Consider the following 15,021-nt stretch of genomic DNA (forward strand, 5'->3'; position numbering starts at 1 on the left):
CGAAGGCGGAGCTGGAGCGGCTCGATCGCATCAGCGAGCAGCTGCGCAAGGAACTGGCGCAGTCAGGCAAGTTCCAGCTGCTGGATATCGCGCCCGTCCGCGACGCCGCTCATCACGCCAATTTGCAGGCCTGTGGTGGCTGCGACCTCAAGCTCGCCGGCCAATTGGGCGCCGATCTCGAGATCACCGGCGTGGTGCAGAAGGTCTCGAACCTGATCATCAACCTGAACATCTATCTGCGCGACGTGAAGACTGGAAACATGATCACGGCCGCCAGCGCCGACATGCGCGGCAACACCGACGAATCCTGGTCGAGGACGATGAGCTACCTGATCCGCAACCGCCTGCTCGCGCCGAATTACGGGAGGCCGGAGTAGGGACGGATCTTTGCCTCCGCAGCGGCGGCGGTGCACCCTCTCCCCTTGTGGGAGAGGGTGGCTTCGCGACAGCGAAGCCGGGTGAGGGGTCTCTCTCCGCGCATGACCCTCTTGCATCGAGTCTGCGGATACAGACCCCCTCATCCGGCGCTTCGCGCCACCTTCTCCCACAAGGGGAGAAGGGAGAAAGATCACGCCGTCAACTTCCCAGCGTGCCAATGCAAATGGTCGCTCATGAAGGTCGAGATGAAATAGTAGCTGTGGTCATATCCTACCTGGCGCCGCAGCGTCAGCGGGATGTTCGCTTGCGTGCAGGCGGCCTGCAGCAGCTCGGGCCGCAATTGCTCCTTGAGGAAATTGTCGGCGTCGCCATAGTCGACGAGGAAGCCGGAAAACTTCGCGCCGTCCTCGATCAGCGCCACCGTGTCGTGGCTGCGCCAGGCGTCCTTGTCGGGGCCGAGATAACCGGTCAGCGCCTTGATGCCCCAGGGCACCTGCGACGGCGCCACGATCGGTGCGAAGGCGCTTGCCGCGCGATAGCGATGCGGATTGCGCAGCGCGACAGTCAGTGCGCCGTGGCCGCCCATCGAATGGCCCATCACCGATTGCCGCTTGGCGTCGACGGGAAAATTCTCCGCCACAAGTTTCGGCAGCTCGTCGGTGACGTAGCTCCACATCCGATAGTTGCGGGCGAATGGCTCTTGCGTGGCGTCGACGTAGAAGCCGGCGCCGACGCCGAAGTCATAGGCGTTATTGGGATCGCCGGGCACGTCGGGCCCACGCGGGCTGGTGTCGGGTGCGACGAAGATCAGGCCGAGCTCGGCGCAGGCGCGGCGGAATTCACCCTTTTCGGTGACGTTGGCGTGCGTGCAGGTGAGGCCGGAGAGATACCAGACCACAGGCAGCTTCACGCCCTCGGGGTGCGGCGGAACATAGACCGAGAACACCATGTCGGTGCCGGTGACAGCGCTGGCATGGCGGTACACGCCCTGCACGCCACCATAGGATTTGTTGGTCGAGACAGTCTGGATCGTCATGCCGTTATGCTCCGTGGCATCTAACCACATCAAGATTGCAACGCTTGTGTGACCGAATTTGTGGCGGCGCGTCGTCAGGCGACGCCGCTGTCGATCGCCAGCCGCACCAATTCGACCGAGGTCTTCACCCCGAGCTTCTGGCGCATGATCGAAGAGGTGTTGGCGACCGTCTTGTAGGACGCCTGCACCAGCCAAGCTATCTCGGACAGGCTTTTTCCCGCGCTGAGCAGCCGCAAAATCTCCATCTCGCGCGCATTCAGCTTCGCCAGTGGATTTTGCGCCAGCGCAGGCCCGGCAAAGGCGATGCTGCGCGCGATGGCGCTCGGCAGATAGGTGCCGCCGTTGCCGACGGCCCGGATCGCCTCGACGAGGTCGTCGGGATCGCCGGTCTTGGAGACGTAGCCCTTGGCCCCGCACTCGATCGCGCGCGCGGCAAAGGCGGGGTCGTCGTTCATGCTGAACATGATGATGCGGGCCTCGGGCGCGCGATCGAGGATGCGGCGTGCGAGCTCGAAGCCGGAGACGGTCGGCAGGTTGATGTCGATGACGCAGATGTCGGGGCGCTCGACAATGAAGACGCACTCGCCGCTTTCGGCGTCGGCGGCCTCCAGGATGTCGATCTCGCCCTCGTCGGCCAGCACGGCACGGCAGCCGGAGGCGACGATGGGATGATCGTCGACGATCAGAATGCGCATAGGCGTTCCCCGCGACAGCACTGCGACCTGCTTTTGCACCGCATGGTTCGGAAAGAGACGCGCCTGCTTTCGGCGCGCTCCTCCGGATCATGCAACCCGGCCTGGATTGCTGTACGCTTTCGATTAGATATCGGGCGCTTCGGGTCTGTCAACGTCGTCGGACAGGCACGGGCACACCTTCGCAGGTAGCGGACGCAACCAATGTGGCAAAATCTTTCCTTGCGCGGGCGCATCAACCTTCTGCTGGCGCTCCTGCTTGCGCTGGGGCTCGCCGTCAACATAGGCCGCCAGGTCGCGGAGGCGGGACCGCGGGTGCAGGCCGAGGACCAGAGCGTGATCCGGCTCGCGCGCGAGTTCATCGAGATGATCGTTGCCGATCTCAACGAGGCGCCCGATCCCGACGCCAAGCTGAACCAGATCGCCCACGACCTCAACCGCCTGCGCCATGTCAGTATCGCGCTCAGGGACGCCGAGGGTAACCCGCTCACGCCGCCGCGGCTTGGTACCGACGACGACGCGCACGGGCCGCCGGCCTGGTTCGTCAGCCTGGTTCATCCAGACCAGACCGCCGTTAGCGTGCCCGTCTCGATCCATGGCAAGCCCGGCTCGCTCGTGATCACGTCGCACCCCAATGACGAGATCGCCGAGATCTGGGATGGCATCGTCACGCAGCTCGAGGTTGGCTCGGTGATCGCGCTCGCACTGTTTCTCGTGACCATGACGGTGGTCGGCCGCGCGCTCGGGCCGCTCCAGTCGCTGGCGCAAGCGATGGCCGAGCTCGAGGGCGGGCGCTATGATGCACGGGTTGCGCCCGGCGGCGCGCCCGAGCTCGCCGCGATCTGCGCCAAGCTCAACCATCTCGCGGCAACGTTGGGGGAGGCGGTCGAGGACAAGCGCCGGCTCGCTGAGCGCGCGGTGTCGCTTCAGGACCTGGAGCGCAAGGAGATCGCACGCGAGCTGCATGACGAGTTCGGGCCGTATCTGTTCTCGCTGCGCGCACATGCGAGCGCGCTGGCCAAGCAAGCGGACGGGCGTGCGCCGGGTGCGGAGGCCGTGCGCAAGCACGGCAGAGCCATGCTGGAGCAGATCAACGCGCTCCAGCAGTTCAATCGCCGCGTGCTGGAACGCTTGAGGCCCGTCGGCCTCGCCGAGCTCGGCCTGCGCCAGGCGCTCGAATCGCTGTCGCGGCTGTGGCGGGAGTCGCATCCCGACGTCGCGATAAAGACCACGATCTCGCCGGCGCTCGGGCCGACCGGCGAGACTGCCGACCTCACCATCTACCGCATCGTGCAGGAGGCGCTCACCAACGTGTTCCGCCATGCCAGCGCGACTTCGGTCAATGTCACGATTGAACCGGCCGAGCAGCCGAACGGCGCTCGTGACGGCCGTGGCTGCGCCCGGGTGCGGGTCAGCGACAATGGCCGTGGCATGGAGCCGGGCCAGAAGCTCGGCTTCGGGCTCGTCGGGATGCGCGAGCGGATTCTGGCGCTGGGCGGCACCCTCAACATTGCGTCCGGAGAAGGTGGCGTGACCGTGGAGGCGCTGGTTCCGACGGCGGCAGCCTGATCGCGCCGAGGACAGTCGGGAAAAATTCCCGGTTTCGTCGGGAAAATGGGAGCGGATATCGCCCGACCTTTTGTGGCTGGCGCGATCGCGACTGCCGATTACACTCGTCTCAGCCAAACGGCGAAAACAAAACAGCCGTAGGGCGCGGATGGGACGGCTGGATGGGCAAGCGCAGTTTGTTGATCGCCTCGGTATCGACGGGGCTGATGTCTGGGATCTTCTTCGGGACCGACGCGGGGGCCGCGCAGGACGAGGAGACCAACGTCCAGAACCTGCCCGCGATCGAGGTGGTGGCGCCGGAGCCGGCCCCCAGGCGTCGCGTGGTGCGGCGGGCTCCGGCACGCGTTGCGGGCTCGGCGAAGCCCAAGACCAGGCTCTATGTCTACCCGACGGCGCCCGGAGCCGGCAGCAGCATCGAAGTCGACAAGATTCCAGCCAGCATCAACGCGGTCGATGCAAACCAGATCAGGCGCACCCGCTCGCCGGATATCGCCGTTGCCCTGCAGCAGTACGTGCCTGGCCTCAGCATCAATGAGGTGACCGGCAATCCATTCCAGCCCGATGTGCAGTTTCGCGGCTTCGTCGCTTCACCTCTGGCCGGCACTCCGCAGGGCCTTGCCGTCTACCAAAACGGCGTGCGCATCAACGAAGCCTTTTCCGACACTGTGAATTGGGATCTGATCCCGACGGCTGCGATCCGATCGGCGCTGGTCGTGACCAACAATCCCGCGTTCGGCCTCAATGCGCTCGGCGGCGCCATCGATCTGCAGATGAAGAACGGCTTCAACTATCAAGGTGCCGAGATCGACGTGATGGGCGGCTCATTCGGCCGCATCCAGGGCTCTGCACAATGGGGCAAGCAGGTCGACAAAAACTGGGCGGTCTACGGAGCGCTCGAAGGCATTCACGACAATGGCTTCCGTAATTTCTCGTCATCGGACGTCCGGCGCTTCTATGGCGATGTCGGGTATCGCTTTGAAGGCAACGAATTCCACCTCAACATGGGCCTCGCCAACAATTCCCTGGCGGGGCCCAGCACTGTTCCGGCCGAATTGCTCCAGCAATATTGGGGCGCGACCTATACACAGCCGCAAACCACTTCCAACAAGGTCGGCTATCTCAACCTGACCGGCAAGGTGGAGGCGACGCCGACCTGGACCTTTGAGGGCACGGCGCACGTGCGGGGCTTCAGACAGAATACCGCGGACGGAAACCCGACCGACGCCCAGCCTTGTGCCGATCCAACGCTCTTGTGCTTTGGCAATGATACGATCCCCGCTTTTGGCCTGAACGGCGCGCAGCTCGTCAATCCCTTCGCGCCGGGTGCCATACTCGGCGAGATCGATCGCACCAGCACGAGATCGACCACGTTTGGCGTATCCGGGCAGGCGACCAACGGCGATCAGCTGTTCGGTCGTGAGAACCGCTTCGTGATCGGCGCAAGCTATGATGTCAGCAGCACTCGCTTCAACGGTACCGCCGAATTGGGAACCATAGGCACGAACTATGTCGTCACGGGCAGCGGCGTATTCCTGGGCCCGTCCGGCGAACCGACATCGGTCGGCCCGGTGTCGCTTCGCACCGCCAACCAATATCAGGGGCTCTATGCGCTCGACACGTTCAACGTGACCGATCGCTTTGCGGTGACGGCAGGCGGGCGGTTCAATGCGGCCCGTGTCACCCTGATGGACCAGCTCGGCACCGCGCTCAATGGCGATCATACCTATGATCGCTTCAATCCGGTCGTCGGCGGCACCTACAAGATCACGTCCGAAGTGACAGCCTATGCGGGCTATTCCGAAGTCAACCGCGTTCCGACCCCGCTCGAACTCGGCTGCGCCGATCCGACGAGGCCATGCGTCATCGGGCAGTTCCTGATCGCCGATCCGCCGCTGCAGCAAGTCGTATCCAAGACCTTCGAAGCGGGCTTGCGCGGCACCAAGGAATTGAACATCGGCTCGCTCGGCTGGAAGATCGGCGCCTACCGCGCCACCAACTACGACGACATCCTCGCGACCCCAATTCCGGGGTTGACGGGCTTCGGCTTCTTCCAGAACGTCGGCCGGACGCGCAGGCAGGGTATCGAAGCCGAGGTGAGCCTGAAGTCGAATGCGCTTCAGTTCCAGGCGAGCTATGCGTTCCTGGATGCGCGCTTCCTCGATGCGCTGCAGCTTGGCTCGGACAGCCCGTTCGCGGACGCCGATCGCAATATCCAGGTTTTGCCGGGCAACCAGATCCCGCGCCTGCCGCGCCACCTCGTCAAGGCCAGTGTCGAATATGCTGTTACCGACGTTTGGAAGGTCGGGGGTGACGCGCTCTTTGTCTCGAGCCAGTATTTCGTCGGCGACGAGTCCAACCAGTTTCCGAAGCTGCCGTCCTACGCCGTGTTCAATCTCCACACCTCCTACCAGATCACCAAGAACCTCCAGATCTACGGTCGCGTCAACAACCTCTTCGACAACCGCTACTCGACGCTCGGCACCTTCTTCGACAGGACAGCCCTGCCCAATTTCGCCAACGGCGGCGCGGAATTCACCGACCCGCGTTCACTGAGCCCGGCCCGGCCGCGCGCGTTCTATGCGGGTATGCGGATGACGTTCTAAGGCATACTCGTTGCGGCCACATAACCAACCTTTCAATGATCCAGCCCCGACTTCTCCTGCTGGTCGAGACTGGTCATTGCGCCGGGCTGAAGCAGCCGATTGGGAGAAGTGTCGATGCCAGACCCGGCTGGTCGAAACGGCCGTCCCTGACCAAATCAGGCCGCCAGTTCAGGCGGCACGCTGTTCAACAGCTTGAGCCATGCGCTTCGCCGTATCGTCGGCGGTTCTGAGCGACATGTCGGCCATTCGCCGGCTGCTCTCGACCGCACTTTCCACGGCTTCTCGCACGAAATCGCTCTGAACGGCGACCACATCCTGAGGAGTCCGGCACCGCCACAATTCGTTCATGCGGTCCATGCTGCTCTCGATTTGGTGCCGCACGAACGCGAAATACTCTTGAGACAATCCACTCATCCCCTTGGCCATCGCCGTGGTGGATTGAAGAACTGTAGCGGCGCTGCGGGCCGACCTTTCGGTCGCGCGTTGCGCTTCGTCTCCCGACAGGCCGAGTGCGCGACTGAACTCATCGGTCGAGCGATTCATCAGTGATGTCGTCATATCCAGACCAAACTGCAGGGTTCTCTGCGCTGTCTCGGCATTTTGCTGGAGGAGATCGGCGCTCGCGCGGGCCATCTCTTGGCTGGCTTGAATGGCAGTGTCTCTGATGCGCTTGGTCTGCTCCTCCGTCTTTTCACTTATGCGTCGGGCTGCGTCCTCGGCAGCTTGGGTAGGCCTTTCCTCTTGGCGCGGATTTGCCATCTTTATTGTCCTTCTTTGTGCTTATAGTTGGGACTCCCGTGCGGCTGACCTGTGGCCAGAGGTGGAATCCTGCGCACCAAACGCGGTGGTGCTAAAACCGTTCCGGCGTTCATGTCTGGAACAACGCACGCGTCAGGATCGGGCAGTTTCCTTGCCAATCTGACTCCAGCCGTGGATCCCACCCAGCAAGCTTGGTCGGAAGCGACTACAGTGCTGTCCGTTCTTGCTGTCGCGCCCGCTTGCGATGCTTGCCCTCTGGACTCGCGTCTCAAATCATCCGCTACGAAGCGAAGCTCTCACTGGGAGCGAGAGCATATGGCATCCCATGGCTCCAAAGCACGTCGAGTGCGGTCTCGCTCGGCGTCCTGTCTTGAGATGGGGGCTCGCAACTTACCGCTGGCAACTGTGCAATTCTGCATTCCCCCGACAATCGCTACGCGACCTACGGCACCTTCTTCGATACGACGGCCGTCCCCAACTTCACCAATGGCGGCAATCCCTTCACGGACCCGCGTTCGCTGAGCCCGGCCCGGCCGCGCGCGTTTTATGCGGGCATGCGGGTGACGTTCTAGCGCGCCTTGCTGAGCTGACTGCGTCGCCGTCACCGCTGCTGCGGCAGATTGAACTCGCTCTTTTGCGAGTGATGCCCGCCGTGTTCGGCTTCACCGCCTGATCGAGAGAGCGCGCCGATCGCGACGATTGCGGCCGCGAAGCCGGCGGTCGCGCCGACGCCGAGGGCCCACCGCGGGCCGAGATGATCTGCGACCCATCCGACGATCGGTGCGCCGATCGGCGTGCCGCCGAGCGCAACGCCGAGCCGGAGCGCCATCACGCGCCCGCGCATCGCAGGCGCCGTCGAGAGCTGCATCAGCGCGTTCGACGTATTCATGACGGTCAGCGCAGCGACGCCGATCACGACCAGCGCGGCCGCGAACAGCCAGCAACCCGGCGCCAGCGCGGCCAGCGTGCAGCCGAGGCCGAAGATCGCAGCGCCCGCAAGCAGCGAATTGAAGCGCGGCCGCTCGCGGCTTGCCGCCAATAGCGCACCCGACATCGTGCCGACCGCCATCATCGAGGACAGCAGGCCAAAGCCACGCGCGTCGGTATGGAAGACACCGACGGCCATGGTCGAGATGAAGATCGGGAAGTTGAGCCCGAAGGTCCCGATCAGGAACAGCATGATCAGCGTGGCCCTGAGATCGGAGCGAGACCAGACGTAGTGAAACCCCCTGCAGGACGCTGCCCTTGGTGCGGTGGGCGCGCGCATTGGGGCGAAGCTCCGACGTGCGCAGCAGGGACAGCGACGTCAGCACGGCCATGAACGACGCGCCATTGAACAGGAACGCCCAGCCGGTGCCGACGGAGGCGATGACGAGGCCGGCGACCGCGGGTCCGATCATGCGTGCGGTGTTGAACGAGGTGGAGTTCAATGCGATCGCGTTCGACAGATCAGCATCGCCAACCAGCTCGGCCACGAAGGTCTGGCGTACCGGGGCGTCGAGCGCCGCGCTGCAGCCGAACAGGAAGGCGAACACGTAGACATGCCAGAGCTGCACCAGGCCGGTGACCGTGAGAAGCCCGAGGATGAGCGCGAGCGCACCCATCGTCGCTTGTGTCGCCATCAGAAGCTTGCGTTGGTTGAAATGATCGGCGGCAAAGCCGGACCACGGCATTAAGAGCAACTGCGGCCCGAACTGCAACGCCATGACGATGCCGACCGCTGACGCGCTGTGATGGGTGAGCTCTGTGAGAACGAGCCAATCCTGAGCGGCGCGCTGCATCCATGTGCCGATGTTGGACACGAGCGCGCCAGCCGTCCAGACCCGGTAGTTGAAGCTCCGTAACGATCGAAACGTGCGTCTCATGTCTGCTGGGGTTCATTGCCGCCGTGAAACCGTCCGAACCGCCGCGCCAGAAAGAGGCCGATCAGAAGTCCGCCGAGACCGAGCGCGGCGACGTCGCTTGTGCTCCTCAAGCCGAAATCGCCGACGCGGCAGACCAGGAAGTATCCGACAAGGAGGTTGAAGAAGCCCCACAGGATGTTGACGGTCGATGTGGATAGGCCCTCGCCCGGCGGCTTTGCGAATGGAGTCTGGAACGGCTCTCCCATCATGCCGGCGACGACATGGGGGATGGCGTTGGTGAGGAAGGCGCCGCCGAAAAAGTAGGCGACGAGGTCAAGCCAGTTCATGCGTGTTGGTCCTTTCAAGGAGATCGATGATGGCCTGCGTCGAGCCGGTTTCGCCGAGTCGCGGGAACACGTTGACGATGCTGTAGTCATGTGCGTTCGGCCGCGCATCCGTCATGGCGTCGACGGCGAGCGTGACGTTGAAGCCCGCCTCATAGGCTTGGCGCGCCGTCGATTCGACGCCGGTGCCGGTCGCAACGCCGGCGATCACGACTTGCGTGACGCCGCGGCTCCTGAGCTGGTTCTCGAGATCGGTACTTGCGAACGCACCCCACGTCCGCTTCGTGACCACGATGTCGCCCGGCTGCCGGCCAAGTTCCGGGAGAAGGTCGGTCCAGCCATCAGGAAGCTGCCCAGCGTGGCGTGACCGCTCGGTTCGTCCTGGCGCAACGCCGTCAACATTGACCAGCACGATGGGCAGCCCATGCCGCCGAAACGCGGTGATGAGGCCGCAGGCGCGAGTCACGATATCATCGATCGGATGGATGAAAGTCGAGCCGACGAGACCGCTTTGCAGACCGACGATGATGAGGGCAGTGATCGGATCGAGCATCGTAAGGGCCATGATCGTCCTTTCAGCCGAGTGTTTCCCGCGGTAGGTAGCGGCAAGGCCGGCATCAACCTTGGACGAGTCGCTTCAACAACCTGACCGCGGCGGCAAGTTCCTGCTGCTCGCGCGGAGACAGCTTCGCTGCGATGGTGCGCGACAGCCAATCCTGCCGCGCGGCCCGGCCAGTGCGCAGCCGCTCGCGGCAGGTGTCGGTGAGGGACATGATGGTTTGCCGGCCGTCGTCGGGATCGGGTGCGCCGCGGACCAGGCCAGCAGCCTCCAGTGCCGCGATCGCCGCGCTCATCGACTGCGGACGCATCCCTTCCGATCGCGCCAGGCCGGATACGGTCGCAGGCCCATCCTTTTCGAGGCGAAGCAGGACGGCGACCTGGGAAGGGGGGAGATCCTCCCGTTGACCCTGCTCGCGAAGCCGGCGCTTCAGCGTTCCAATCAGCAAACGAAGGTCTTCGGCGAGCGCGGATGTGCGCGCCACGGTACTGCCTGGTGAATTGTTCATGCGGGTTAAAGTAGCATATATGAAGTTAAACTGTAAAGATTATCTTCTCAGCTTATCTGCGGAACTTGGCGCAGGGCGCCGCGCGTCAGGGTGGACATCAGGACCATTTCCTCAACGTCTCCGTGGAAATGCCAAATAGTCGCGCTTTGGTTGGGCATCGAGGTATGCCTCGAGGTCCGCAGTGAATTCGTTCGATGAAGTTCCGTCAGTCCCGCATGGCCCACGTCTGAAGGAAGACGTTTCGTGCCGGACGGCCGTCGACTGTGCCAATCGGCAGGTAATGTCGTCGCTTCGCCGCGCCTTGTTATGCCTCGTGTCGCTGGCCATGCTTGCGTTCGGCCATATGCTCCACGCCCAGGAGAGAGCGGCACCTGACAGGGAATTGGTGGTGGCGACCAAGGCGGCACCGCCGTTTGCGATGAAGCAAACGGATGGGAGTTGGAGCGGTATCAGCATTGCGCTCTGGAAAAGGATCGCTGATCGGGAGCATCTGCGTTTTCGCTTCGTCGAGACCCAGAGCGTCCCGGACCTGCTGGATGGCATCGCGAACGGCACCTTCGACGCAGGTGTCGCCGCCGTGACCGTGACTGCCGAGCGTGCACGCAGCGTCGAGTTTACTCACCCCTTTTACAACACCGGGATCGGGATAGCCGTACCGATCAATGAAAATCCGTGGGTCTCGATCGGGCGGGCGCTGCTTTCCTTCGGCTTCTTCCAGGCCGTCGGGGTGCTGCTCTGTTTCGCAATGGCGGTCGGTTTCCTCATTTGGATGCTGGAGCGGAGGAAGACGGAGCACTTCGGTGGTGGCGCTAAAGGGTTAGGCTCCAGTTTCTGGTGGTCGACGATAGCCATGACCCAGGCCGGGGCCGCCCAGAATGCTCCGGCAACCCTCCCGGGGCGGATCGTCGCGATGGGGTGGATGATCGCTTCCGTCATCGCGATTGCGGTATTCACCGCCGGCATCACGTCCACCCTGACGCGCAGAGGGCTTGAGGGTGCGGTTCACGGCTTCAACGACCTGCGCTCCGTGCGTGTCGGCGCGGTCGCGAACTCCGCGACGACTGACTACCTCGGCCGTCAACGGCTTTCCTTTCGAACATTTCCAGACATTCAAAGCGGCCTCTCCGCGTTGGGAGGCGGCAAAATAGATGCCTTTGTCCATGACAAGCCACTCCTGACGTGGATGGTTCGGAATGACTTTTCGGGTTCGGTCCGTGTCGTCGATACCAGCTTCAGCAGCGAGAGTTATGCGATCGTGCTGCCCAGAAACAGTGCCCTGCGGCCAATGCTCGATCTCGCTGTGCTCGATCAAGTTGAAAGCGATTGGTGGCAACAAACGCTGTTCGAGACCCTCGGAACTGCTCGGTCTCCCTGACGCTGCCGTGCGCTGTCCGGGCGCCGAAAACTGCATCGCCCTCAGCGGACAAGCATTCCCTTAGGGCGTAGGGACGTCTTTGAAGGTCTCGAATTGCGAAACTCCTGCAACGCGCGAGACGAGCACATCGCGGCTCTGCCCGACCTCATTGCGATGTTGAAACGGCGCTCCAGCGTCGGCATGACCCCAGAATGGCGGCCGTCACTGGTGCTTTTCAAATTCTCTGTGGGTCGTGGATGCGGAAAACCGCGCGAACACTCTGTCCGCCGGCAGGGGTTGACTACGGTGCGTCTGTGGCTATCGGCTCGTCCGGACTTGGCCCGAAGGCGAAGATGGGCAAGAACCGCATCAGCTCCGCTCTATTGGGGCGCCCGGACGGTGATTTCCGCATGTCCCGCTTCAAGGCCATGACATTCTACGTCACCTGACGCATCCGGGGAACAGGTGGCGCTGGAGGATCCTGCCGGGCATTATTGATCTAAATCAATACGAAATTGGCGCTTTGGGCAAAACATCGCATCGCCTGCTTCGTAGACGCTACGGAGATGGATATGGGCGTGCGATTTTCGGCGGTGTTGATCACCGCAGCTTTTTTTTCGACGATCATTTCAAGTTTTGCTCAGGATTCCTTTTCGCTTGAAAAAAGAGCTGCGGCAAAGGGCAGCAATCGATATGGCGACGTGCCGTTAGGGGCGGTCATCCGCACCGACGAACGGTACAACCGGAATGGCTTATTCCAGGGCCCTCGCGGATGGGCCTACTGGAATTTCTTGCCGGATCCCAAGCCCTATCAGAACCCCAACCTTTGGCCCGATCAGCGACCGACCTATTTCTTCGGTCAGCTCGTGATGCCCGCTGGAAGCTGGCTCACGATCCGGGGCAGATACCCCTACGCGCGCTATTTCAAGTTCAACCTCTACAAGTTTGAACGCAACACCTTCGTTGCCATCCCCGGCGCGTCGTTGGCAGGGTACGACATCGAGCCGGACATGGGATCGGCCAATCCATACATGATTGGCGCGGACCGCCTGGTCCCCAATCGCAATTTCACGCTTCATATACTTGCGGAAGAGCCCCCTGCGAACGCGGCCGGCCGTCCAAAGAACACAATCTACGTCGGCAGGGACGAGAAGGAGGTGCAGGCCGGCTTCCGCATTTACGTTTCAGACAAAGGCTATGACGGTGCGGGCTGGGGGCCAGCGGATACGCCCTCCCTTGATGGACCCAGTGTCACGTATGAGGGCAGGCTGGCCGACGGAACGCGGCTCACGGCCGAGCAAGTGATCAAGCAATGGGGGCGGCCGATGGGTTCGGCGCCTCCGCCGCTGACCGTTGACCAATGGTACCAACTGATCGATGCGAAGGACAACGATCCTGCGCTCACGCCCGCGACGGCGCCCGCTCGCCGCGATTCCCAATTCGAGCTGTTCTGGGGCATGAAGTACACGCTCGCTGGCGCATTCATGAAGCCGGAGGAGCGGGCCAAGATCAAGCTTGCAACCGTGATGGAGGGAGGCGGAGATCCGACGACCGAGTACATGGTCAACTATCTCTCTCGGCAATACGGCCCCGTTTACGTCTTTCGAGCCATGCTGCCGACCTTCCCCGACACCTTTGCGGGAGCCAAGACGATGACCGAAGGACAGGTGACCTACTGGTCGGTGGTCACCGTAGCGTCTGCCCCGTCAGGCGAGCTGTGGGACGGCGTCTTCGATATGCAGGTTCCCGTGGACAAGGATGGATATTACACGATTGTCGTGAGCCGCCCAGAGGATCGGCCGAAGAACGCGACGAATGAGAACGGCGTCGCATGGATCGATTGGGGGCCGGGCGAGGGCTTGAGCGATCCGCGCGATCGCAAGAATTGGGGCATGCTGCTCATGCGCTTCATGGTCCCGCAGAAAGACTGGGAGTACAGCCCGGCGAAGGTCACCAGGCCCGGCACGGAAGCCGAGGTCATGGGACCGTATTACCCGCGCGGCTATTACACCACGAAGGCAGAGTTCGAGGCCAAGGGGCCGCTTAAGGTCGCACAGTGAGCAGCATGGGGCTGAACACAATGATGAAAATTCATCACAGTAGACCAGCATCATCGCCGACCATGCGGTTTCTCAAATTGAGCGTGATCGCAGCGTTCGGCTTCATGATCGGCAGCATCTCGTTCGGGCAGGCACAGGAAGGCACCCTAAAGCCGGACACGGTCAACAACACGCGGGACATGCGCTTTTGCGAAATCCTCGTCGTGAAGGCGAGAGGCATCGAGGTTTACAACACGACGGGCGTCAGTGATTGCCCGCCCCAACAGTGGGATGCCCTCGACGTGAGGAAAATCCGGCGGCAATTCCGCGCCCTCAAGGTCGAAAAGAATGGACCGCATTTTTGGATGATGGACTCGCAAACGGTGTCGTTTGGGACCAAGGCATCTTTTGGCGACATTGAGGCGCGGTGGGTTGCCCGGCTGCCGCTGCTTACGGCCTTGGAAGCTGCGACAGGCTCCAAGCCCTACAAGGTCTTCACCCCGAAGAAGACGCAGAGGATGGTTTATGCCAAGGGCAAGCCCGTCTACGAACTCATCGATCCCGATGGCAACGTCTACGTCCTGCAGGCGCACGAGGAAAAGTTTCCGATCGAGACACTCGCGAAGCTTGGCGAGAAGCTGAAGCTGCCGCCTGGCTGGAAGTTCCGAACCCAAGACCTGAGCGAGGATCTGGTGTTGGACCTCAAATCGGATCAAACCATCTATGCCATCGGTGACGAATACCATCAGTATTGGACGCGAATTCCAAATAGCAAGGCGACCAGCGCCAGGACTGCGAACTGACCACGGTCTCGGCGCCTGCGCATCTTGGGGCAATTGCGCGCTGGGACCCGCCCATGTCCCCGACCAGCGGAGGGTGCGTCATGCGTAAAGCAATTCCTCTCGTCATCTTGATCGCGATCTCGTCGCAGGCTGCGATCGCCGACGTAAAACGGCACGGGTCGATCCCGGAGACGCTGCAGGGGTCATGGGCGATGAGCGCGGATGCCTGTAAAATTGCGGACAAGTCGGCCGTCGCGCTGGCAGCCAAGACTTACACCGGGCCCGCGGGAAACTGTACCGTGATGTGGGTGAGCGAAACCGCCGGCCCGCACGGGGCGCTCTATTCCGCCCGTTTGCGCTGCCCGAACGAGGACACGCAGCAGAAGTGGTCGGAAACCAACCTGGTCATCCGTCCTGACGACACGAACCAGATTTCGGTCGGCCCGGATTTCGGCAGCCTCAAGACGTATCAGCGGTGTCGATGATCTCGCCGCTGCGTTTGACCATGCCAGTCAAACCCGAGCCGGTCGCGAAAAATCGTTCGACCTGTGGTC

The 15,021-nt window shown here is 62.6% G+C and carries 13 protein-coding genes and 1 pseudogene; 7 read left to right on the forward strand and 7 right to left on the reverse strand.

All coding sequences use genetic code 11. The annotated features are described in order from the left end of the window. Positions 1-377, forward strand: a 377-nt coding sequence (locus tag AYJ54_RS09315; RefSeq protein WP_245328947.1) for a DUF3280 domain-containing protein, incomplete at its 5' end; no start/stop codon positions are given. Positions 378-568: 191 nt separating this feature from the next. Here AYJ54_RS09315 and fghA read toward each other — a convergent pair. Continuing rightward, on the reverse strand, positions 569-1,414 hold the full coding sequence (fghA, locus tag AYJ54_RS09320; RefSeq protein ID WP_063698567.1) for an S-formylglutathione hydrolase: 846 nt from the start codon (positions 1,412-1,414) through the stop codon (positions 569-571). A gap of 74 nt (positions 1,415-1,488) precedes the next feature. Then, on the reverse strand, positions 1,489-2,109 hold the full coding sequence (locus AYJ54_RS09325) for a response regulator (RefSeq protein ID WP_063698569.1): 621 nt from the start codon (positions 2,107-2,109) through the stop codon (positions 1,489-1,491). A gap of 201 nt (positions 2,110-2,310) precedes the next feature. On the opposite strand from AYJ54_RS09325, the gene AYJ54_RS09330 reads away from it, so the two are divergent. After that, positions 2,311-3,675, forward strand: coding sequence for a histidine kinase (locus AYJ54_RS09330; protein ID WP_063698571.1), 1,365 nt, complete (start codon positions 2,311-2,313; stop codon positions 3,673-3,675). A gap of 161 nt (positions 3,676-3,836) precedes the next feature. Beyond that, positions 3,837-6,278 (forward strand): TonB-dependent receptor, encoded by a 2,442-nt coding sequence (locus tag AYJ54_RS09335; RefSeq protein ID WP_063698573.1) that lies wholly within the window; start codon positions 3,837-3,839, stop codon positions 6,276-6,278. Between the two features lie 168 nt (positions 6,279-6,446). On the opposite strand, the gene AYJ54_RS09340 is transcribed toward AYJ54_RS09335, so the two are convergent. The 5 genes and pseudogenes from AYJ54_RS09340 to AYJ54_RS09360 form a co-directional block, all read right to left on the reverse strand. After that, positions 6,447-7,037: a phasin family protein gene (locus tag AYJ54_RS09340; RefSeq protein ID WP_063698574.1), complete on the reverse strand. Its 591-nt coding sequence runs from the start codon at positions 7,035-7,037 to the stop codon at positions 6,447-6,449. A gap of 601 nt (positions 7,038-7,638) precedes the next feature. After that, a pseudogene (locus AYJ54_RS09345) lies at positions 7,639-8,902 on the reverse strand (MFS transporter). Continuing rightward, a complete protein-coding gene (locus tag AYJ54_RS09350) occupies positions 8,899-9,228 on the reverse strand; it encodes a hypothetical protein (protein WP_063698576.1) in 330 nt (109 codons plus the stop codon). Before AYJ54_RS09350 ends, AYJ54_RS09345 begins: the two are co-directional and overlap by 4 nt. After that, on the reverse strand, positions 9,215-9,790 hold the full coding sequence (locus AYJ54_RS09355) for an isochorismatase family protein (RefSeq protein ID WP_063698578.1): 576 nt from the start codon (positions 9,788-9,790) through the stop codon (positions 9,215-9,217). Before AYJ54_RS09355 ends, AYJ54_RS09350 begins: the two co-directional genes overlap by 14 nt. A gap of 52 nt (positions 9,791-9,842) precedes the next feature. Beyond that, on the reverse strand, positions 9,843-10,292 hold the full coding sequence (locus tag AYJ54_RS09360; RefSeq protein WP_063698579.1) for a MarR family winged helix-turn-helix transcriptional regulator: 450 nt from the start codon (positions 10,290-10,292) through the stop codon (positions 9,843-9,845). Positions 10,293-10,473: 181 nt separating this feature from the next. On the opposite strand from AYJ54_RS09360, the gene AYJ54_RS09365 reads away from it, so the two are divergent. The 4 genes from AYJ54_RS09365 (at position 10,474) to AYJ54_RS09385 (ending at position 14,952) form a co-directional block, all read left to right on the forward strand. After that, positions 10,474-11,667, forward strand: a complete 1,194-nt coding sequence (locus tag AYJ54_RS09365; RefSeq protein WP_245328948.1) for a transporter substrate-binding domain-containing protein — start codon at positions 10,474-10,476, stop codon at positions 11,665-11,667. A gap of 551 nt (positions 11,668-12,218) precedes the next feature. After that, positions 12,219-13,706 carry a hypothetical protein gene (locus AYJ54_RS09375; RefSeq protein ID WP_063698585.1) on the forward strand — a complete coding sequence of 496 codons (1,488 nt, stop codon included), beginning with the start codon at positions 12,219-12,221 and terminating at the stop codon, positions 13,704-13,706. Positions 13,707-13,711: 5 nt separating this feature from the next. Beyond that, a complete protein-coding gene (locus AYJ54_RS09380; protein WP_201724155.1) occupies positions 13,712-14,488 on the forward strand; it encodes a hypothetical protein in 777 nt (258 codons plus the stop codon). Between the two features lie 53 nt (positions 14,489-14,541). Further along, positions 14,542-14,952, forward strand: a complete 411-nt coding sequence (locus AYJ54_RS09385; protein WP_063698588.1) for a hypothetical protein — start codon at positions 14,542-14,544, stop codon at positions 14,950-14,952. Positions 14,953-15,021: the final 69 nt, after the last annotated feature.

Origin of the sequence: Bradyrhizobium centrolobii (assembly GCF_001641635.1) — a bacterium.
Lineage (GTDB): Bacteria > Pseudomonadota > Alphaproteobacteria > Rhizobiales > Xanthobacteraceae > Bradyrhizobium > Bradyrhizobium centrolobii.

Bases quoted from the DNA above. Each gene is read 5' to 3' on its own strand.
- fghA (WP_063698567.1), bottom strand. From the start codon at position 1,414: ATGACGATCCAGACTGTCTCGACCAACAAATCCTATGGTGGCGTGCAG.
- AYJ54_RS09325 (WP_063698569.1), bottom strand. From the start codon at position 2,109: ATGCGCATTCTGATCGTCGACGATCATCCCATCGTCGCCTCCGGCTGC.
- AYJ54_RS09330 (WP_063698571.1), top strand. From the start codon at position 2,311: ATGTGGCAAAATCTTTCCTTGCGCGGGCGCATCAACCTTCTGCTGGCG.
- AYJ54_RS09335 (WP_063698573.1), top strand. From the start codon at position 3,837: ATGGGCAAGCGCAGTTTGTTGATCGCCTCGGTATCGACGGGGCTGATG.
- AYJ54_RS09340 (WP_063698574.1), bottom strand. From the start codon at position 7,037: ATGGCAAATCCGCGCCAAGAGGAAAGGCCTACCCAAGCTGCCGAGGAC.
- AYJ54_RS09350 (WP_063698576.1), bottom strand. From the start codon at position 9,228: ATGAACTGGCTTGACCTCGTCGCCTACTTTTTCGGCGGCGCCTTCCTC.
- AYJ54_RS09355 (WP_063698578.1), bottom strand. From the start codon at position 9,790: ATGGCCCTTACGATGCTCGATCCGATCACTGCCCTCATCATCGTCGGT.
- AYJ54_RS09360 (WP_063698579.1), bottom strand. From the start codon at position 10,292: ATGAACAATTCACCAGGCAGTACCGTGGCGCGCACATCCGCGCTCGCC.
- AYJ54_RS09375 (WP_063698585.1), top strand. From the start codon at position 12,219: ATGGGCGTGCGATTTTCGGCGGTGTTGATCACCGCAGCTTTTTTTTCG.
- AYJ54_RS09380 (WP_201724155.1), top strand. From the start codon at position 13,712: ATGGGGCTGAACACAATGATGAAAATTCATCACAGTAGACCAGCATCA.
- AYJ54_RS09385 (WP_063698588.1), top strand. From the start codon at position 14,542: ATGTCCCCGACCAGCGGAGGGTGCGTCATGCGTAAAGCAATTCCTCTC.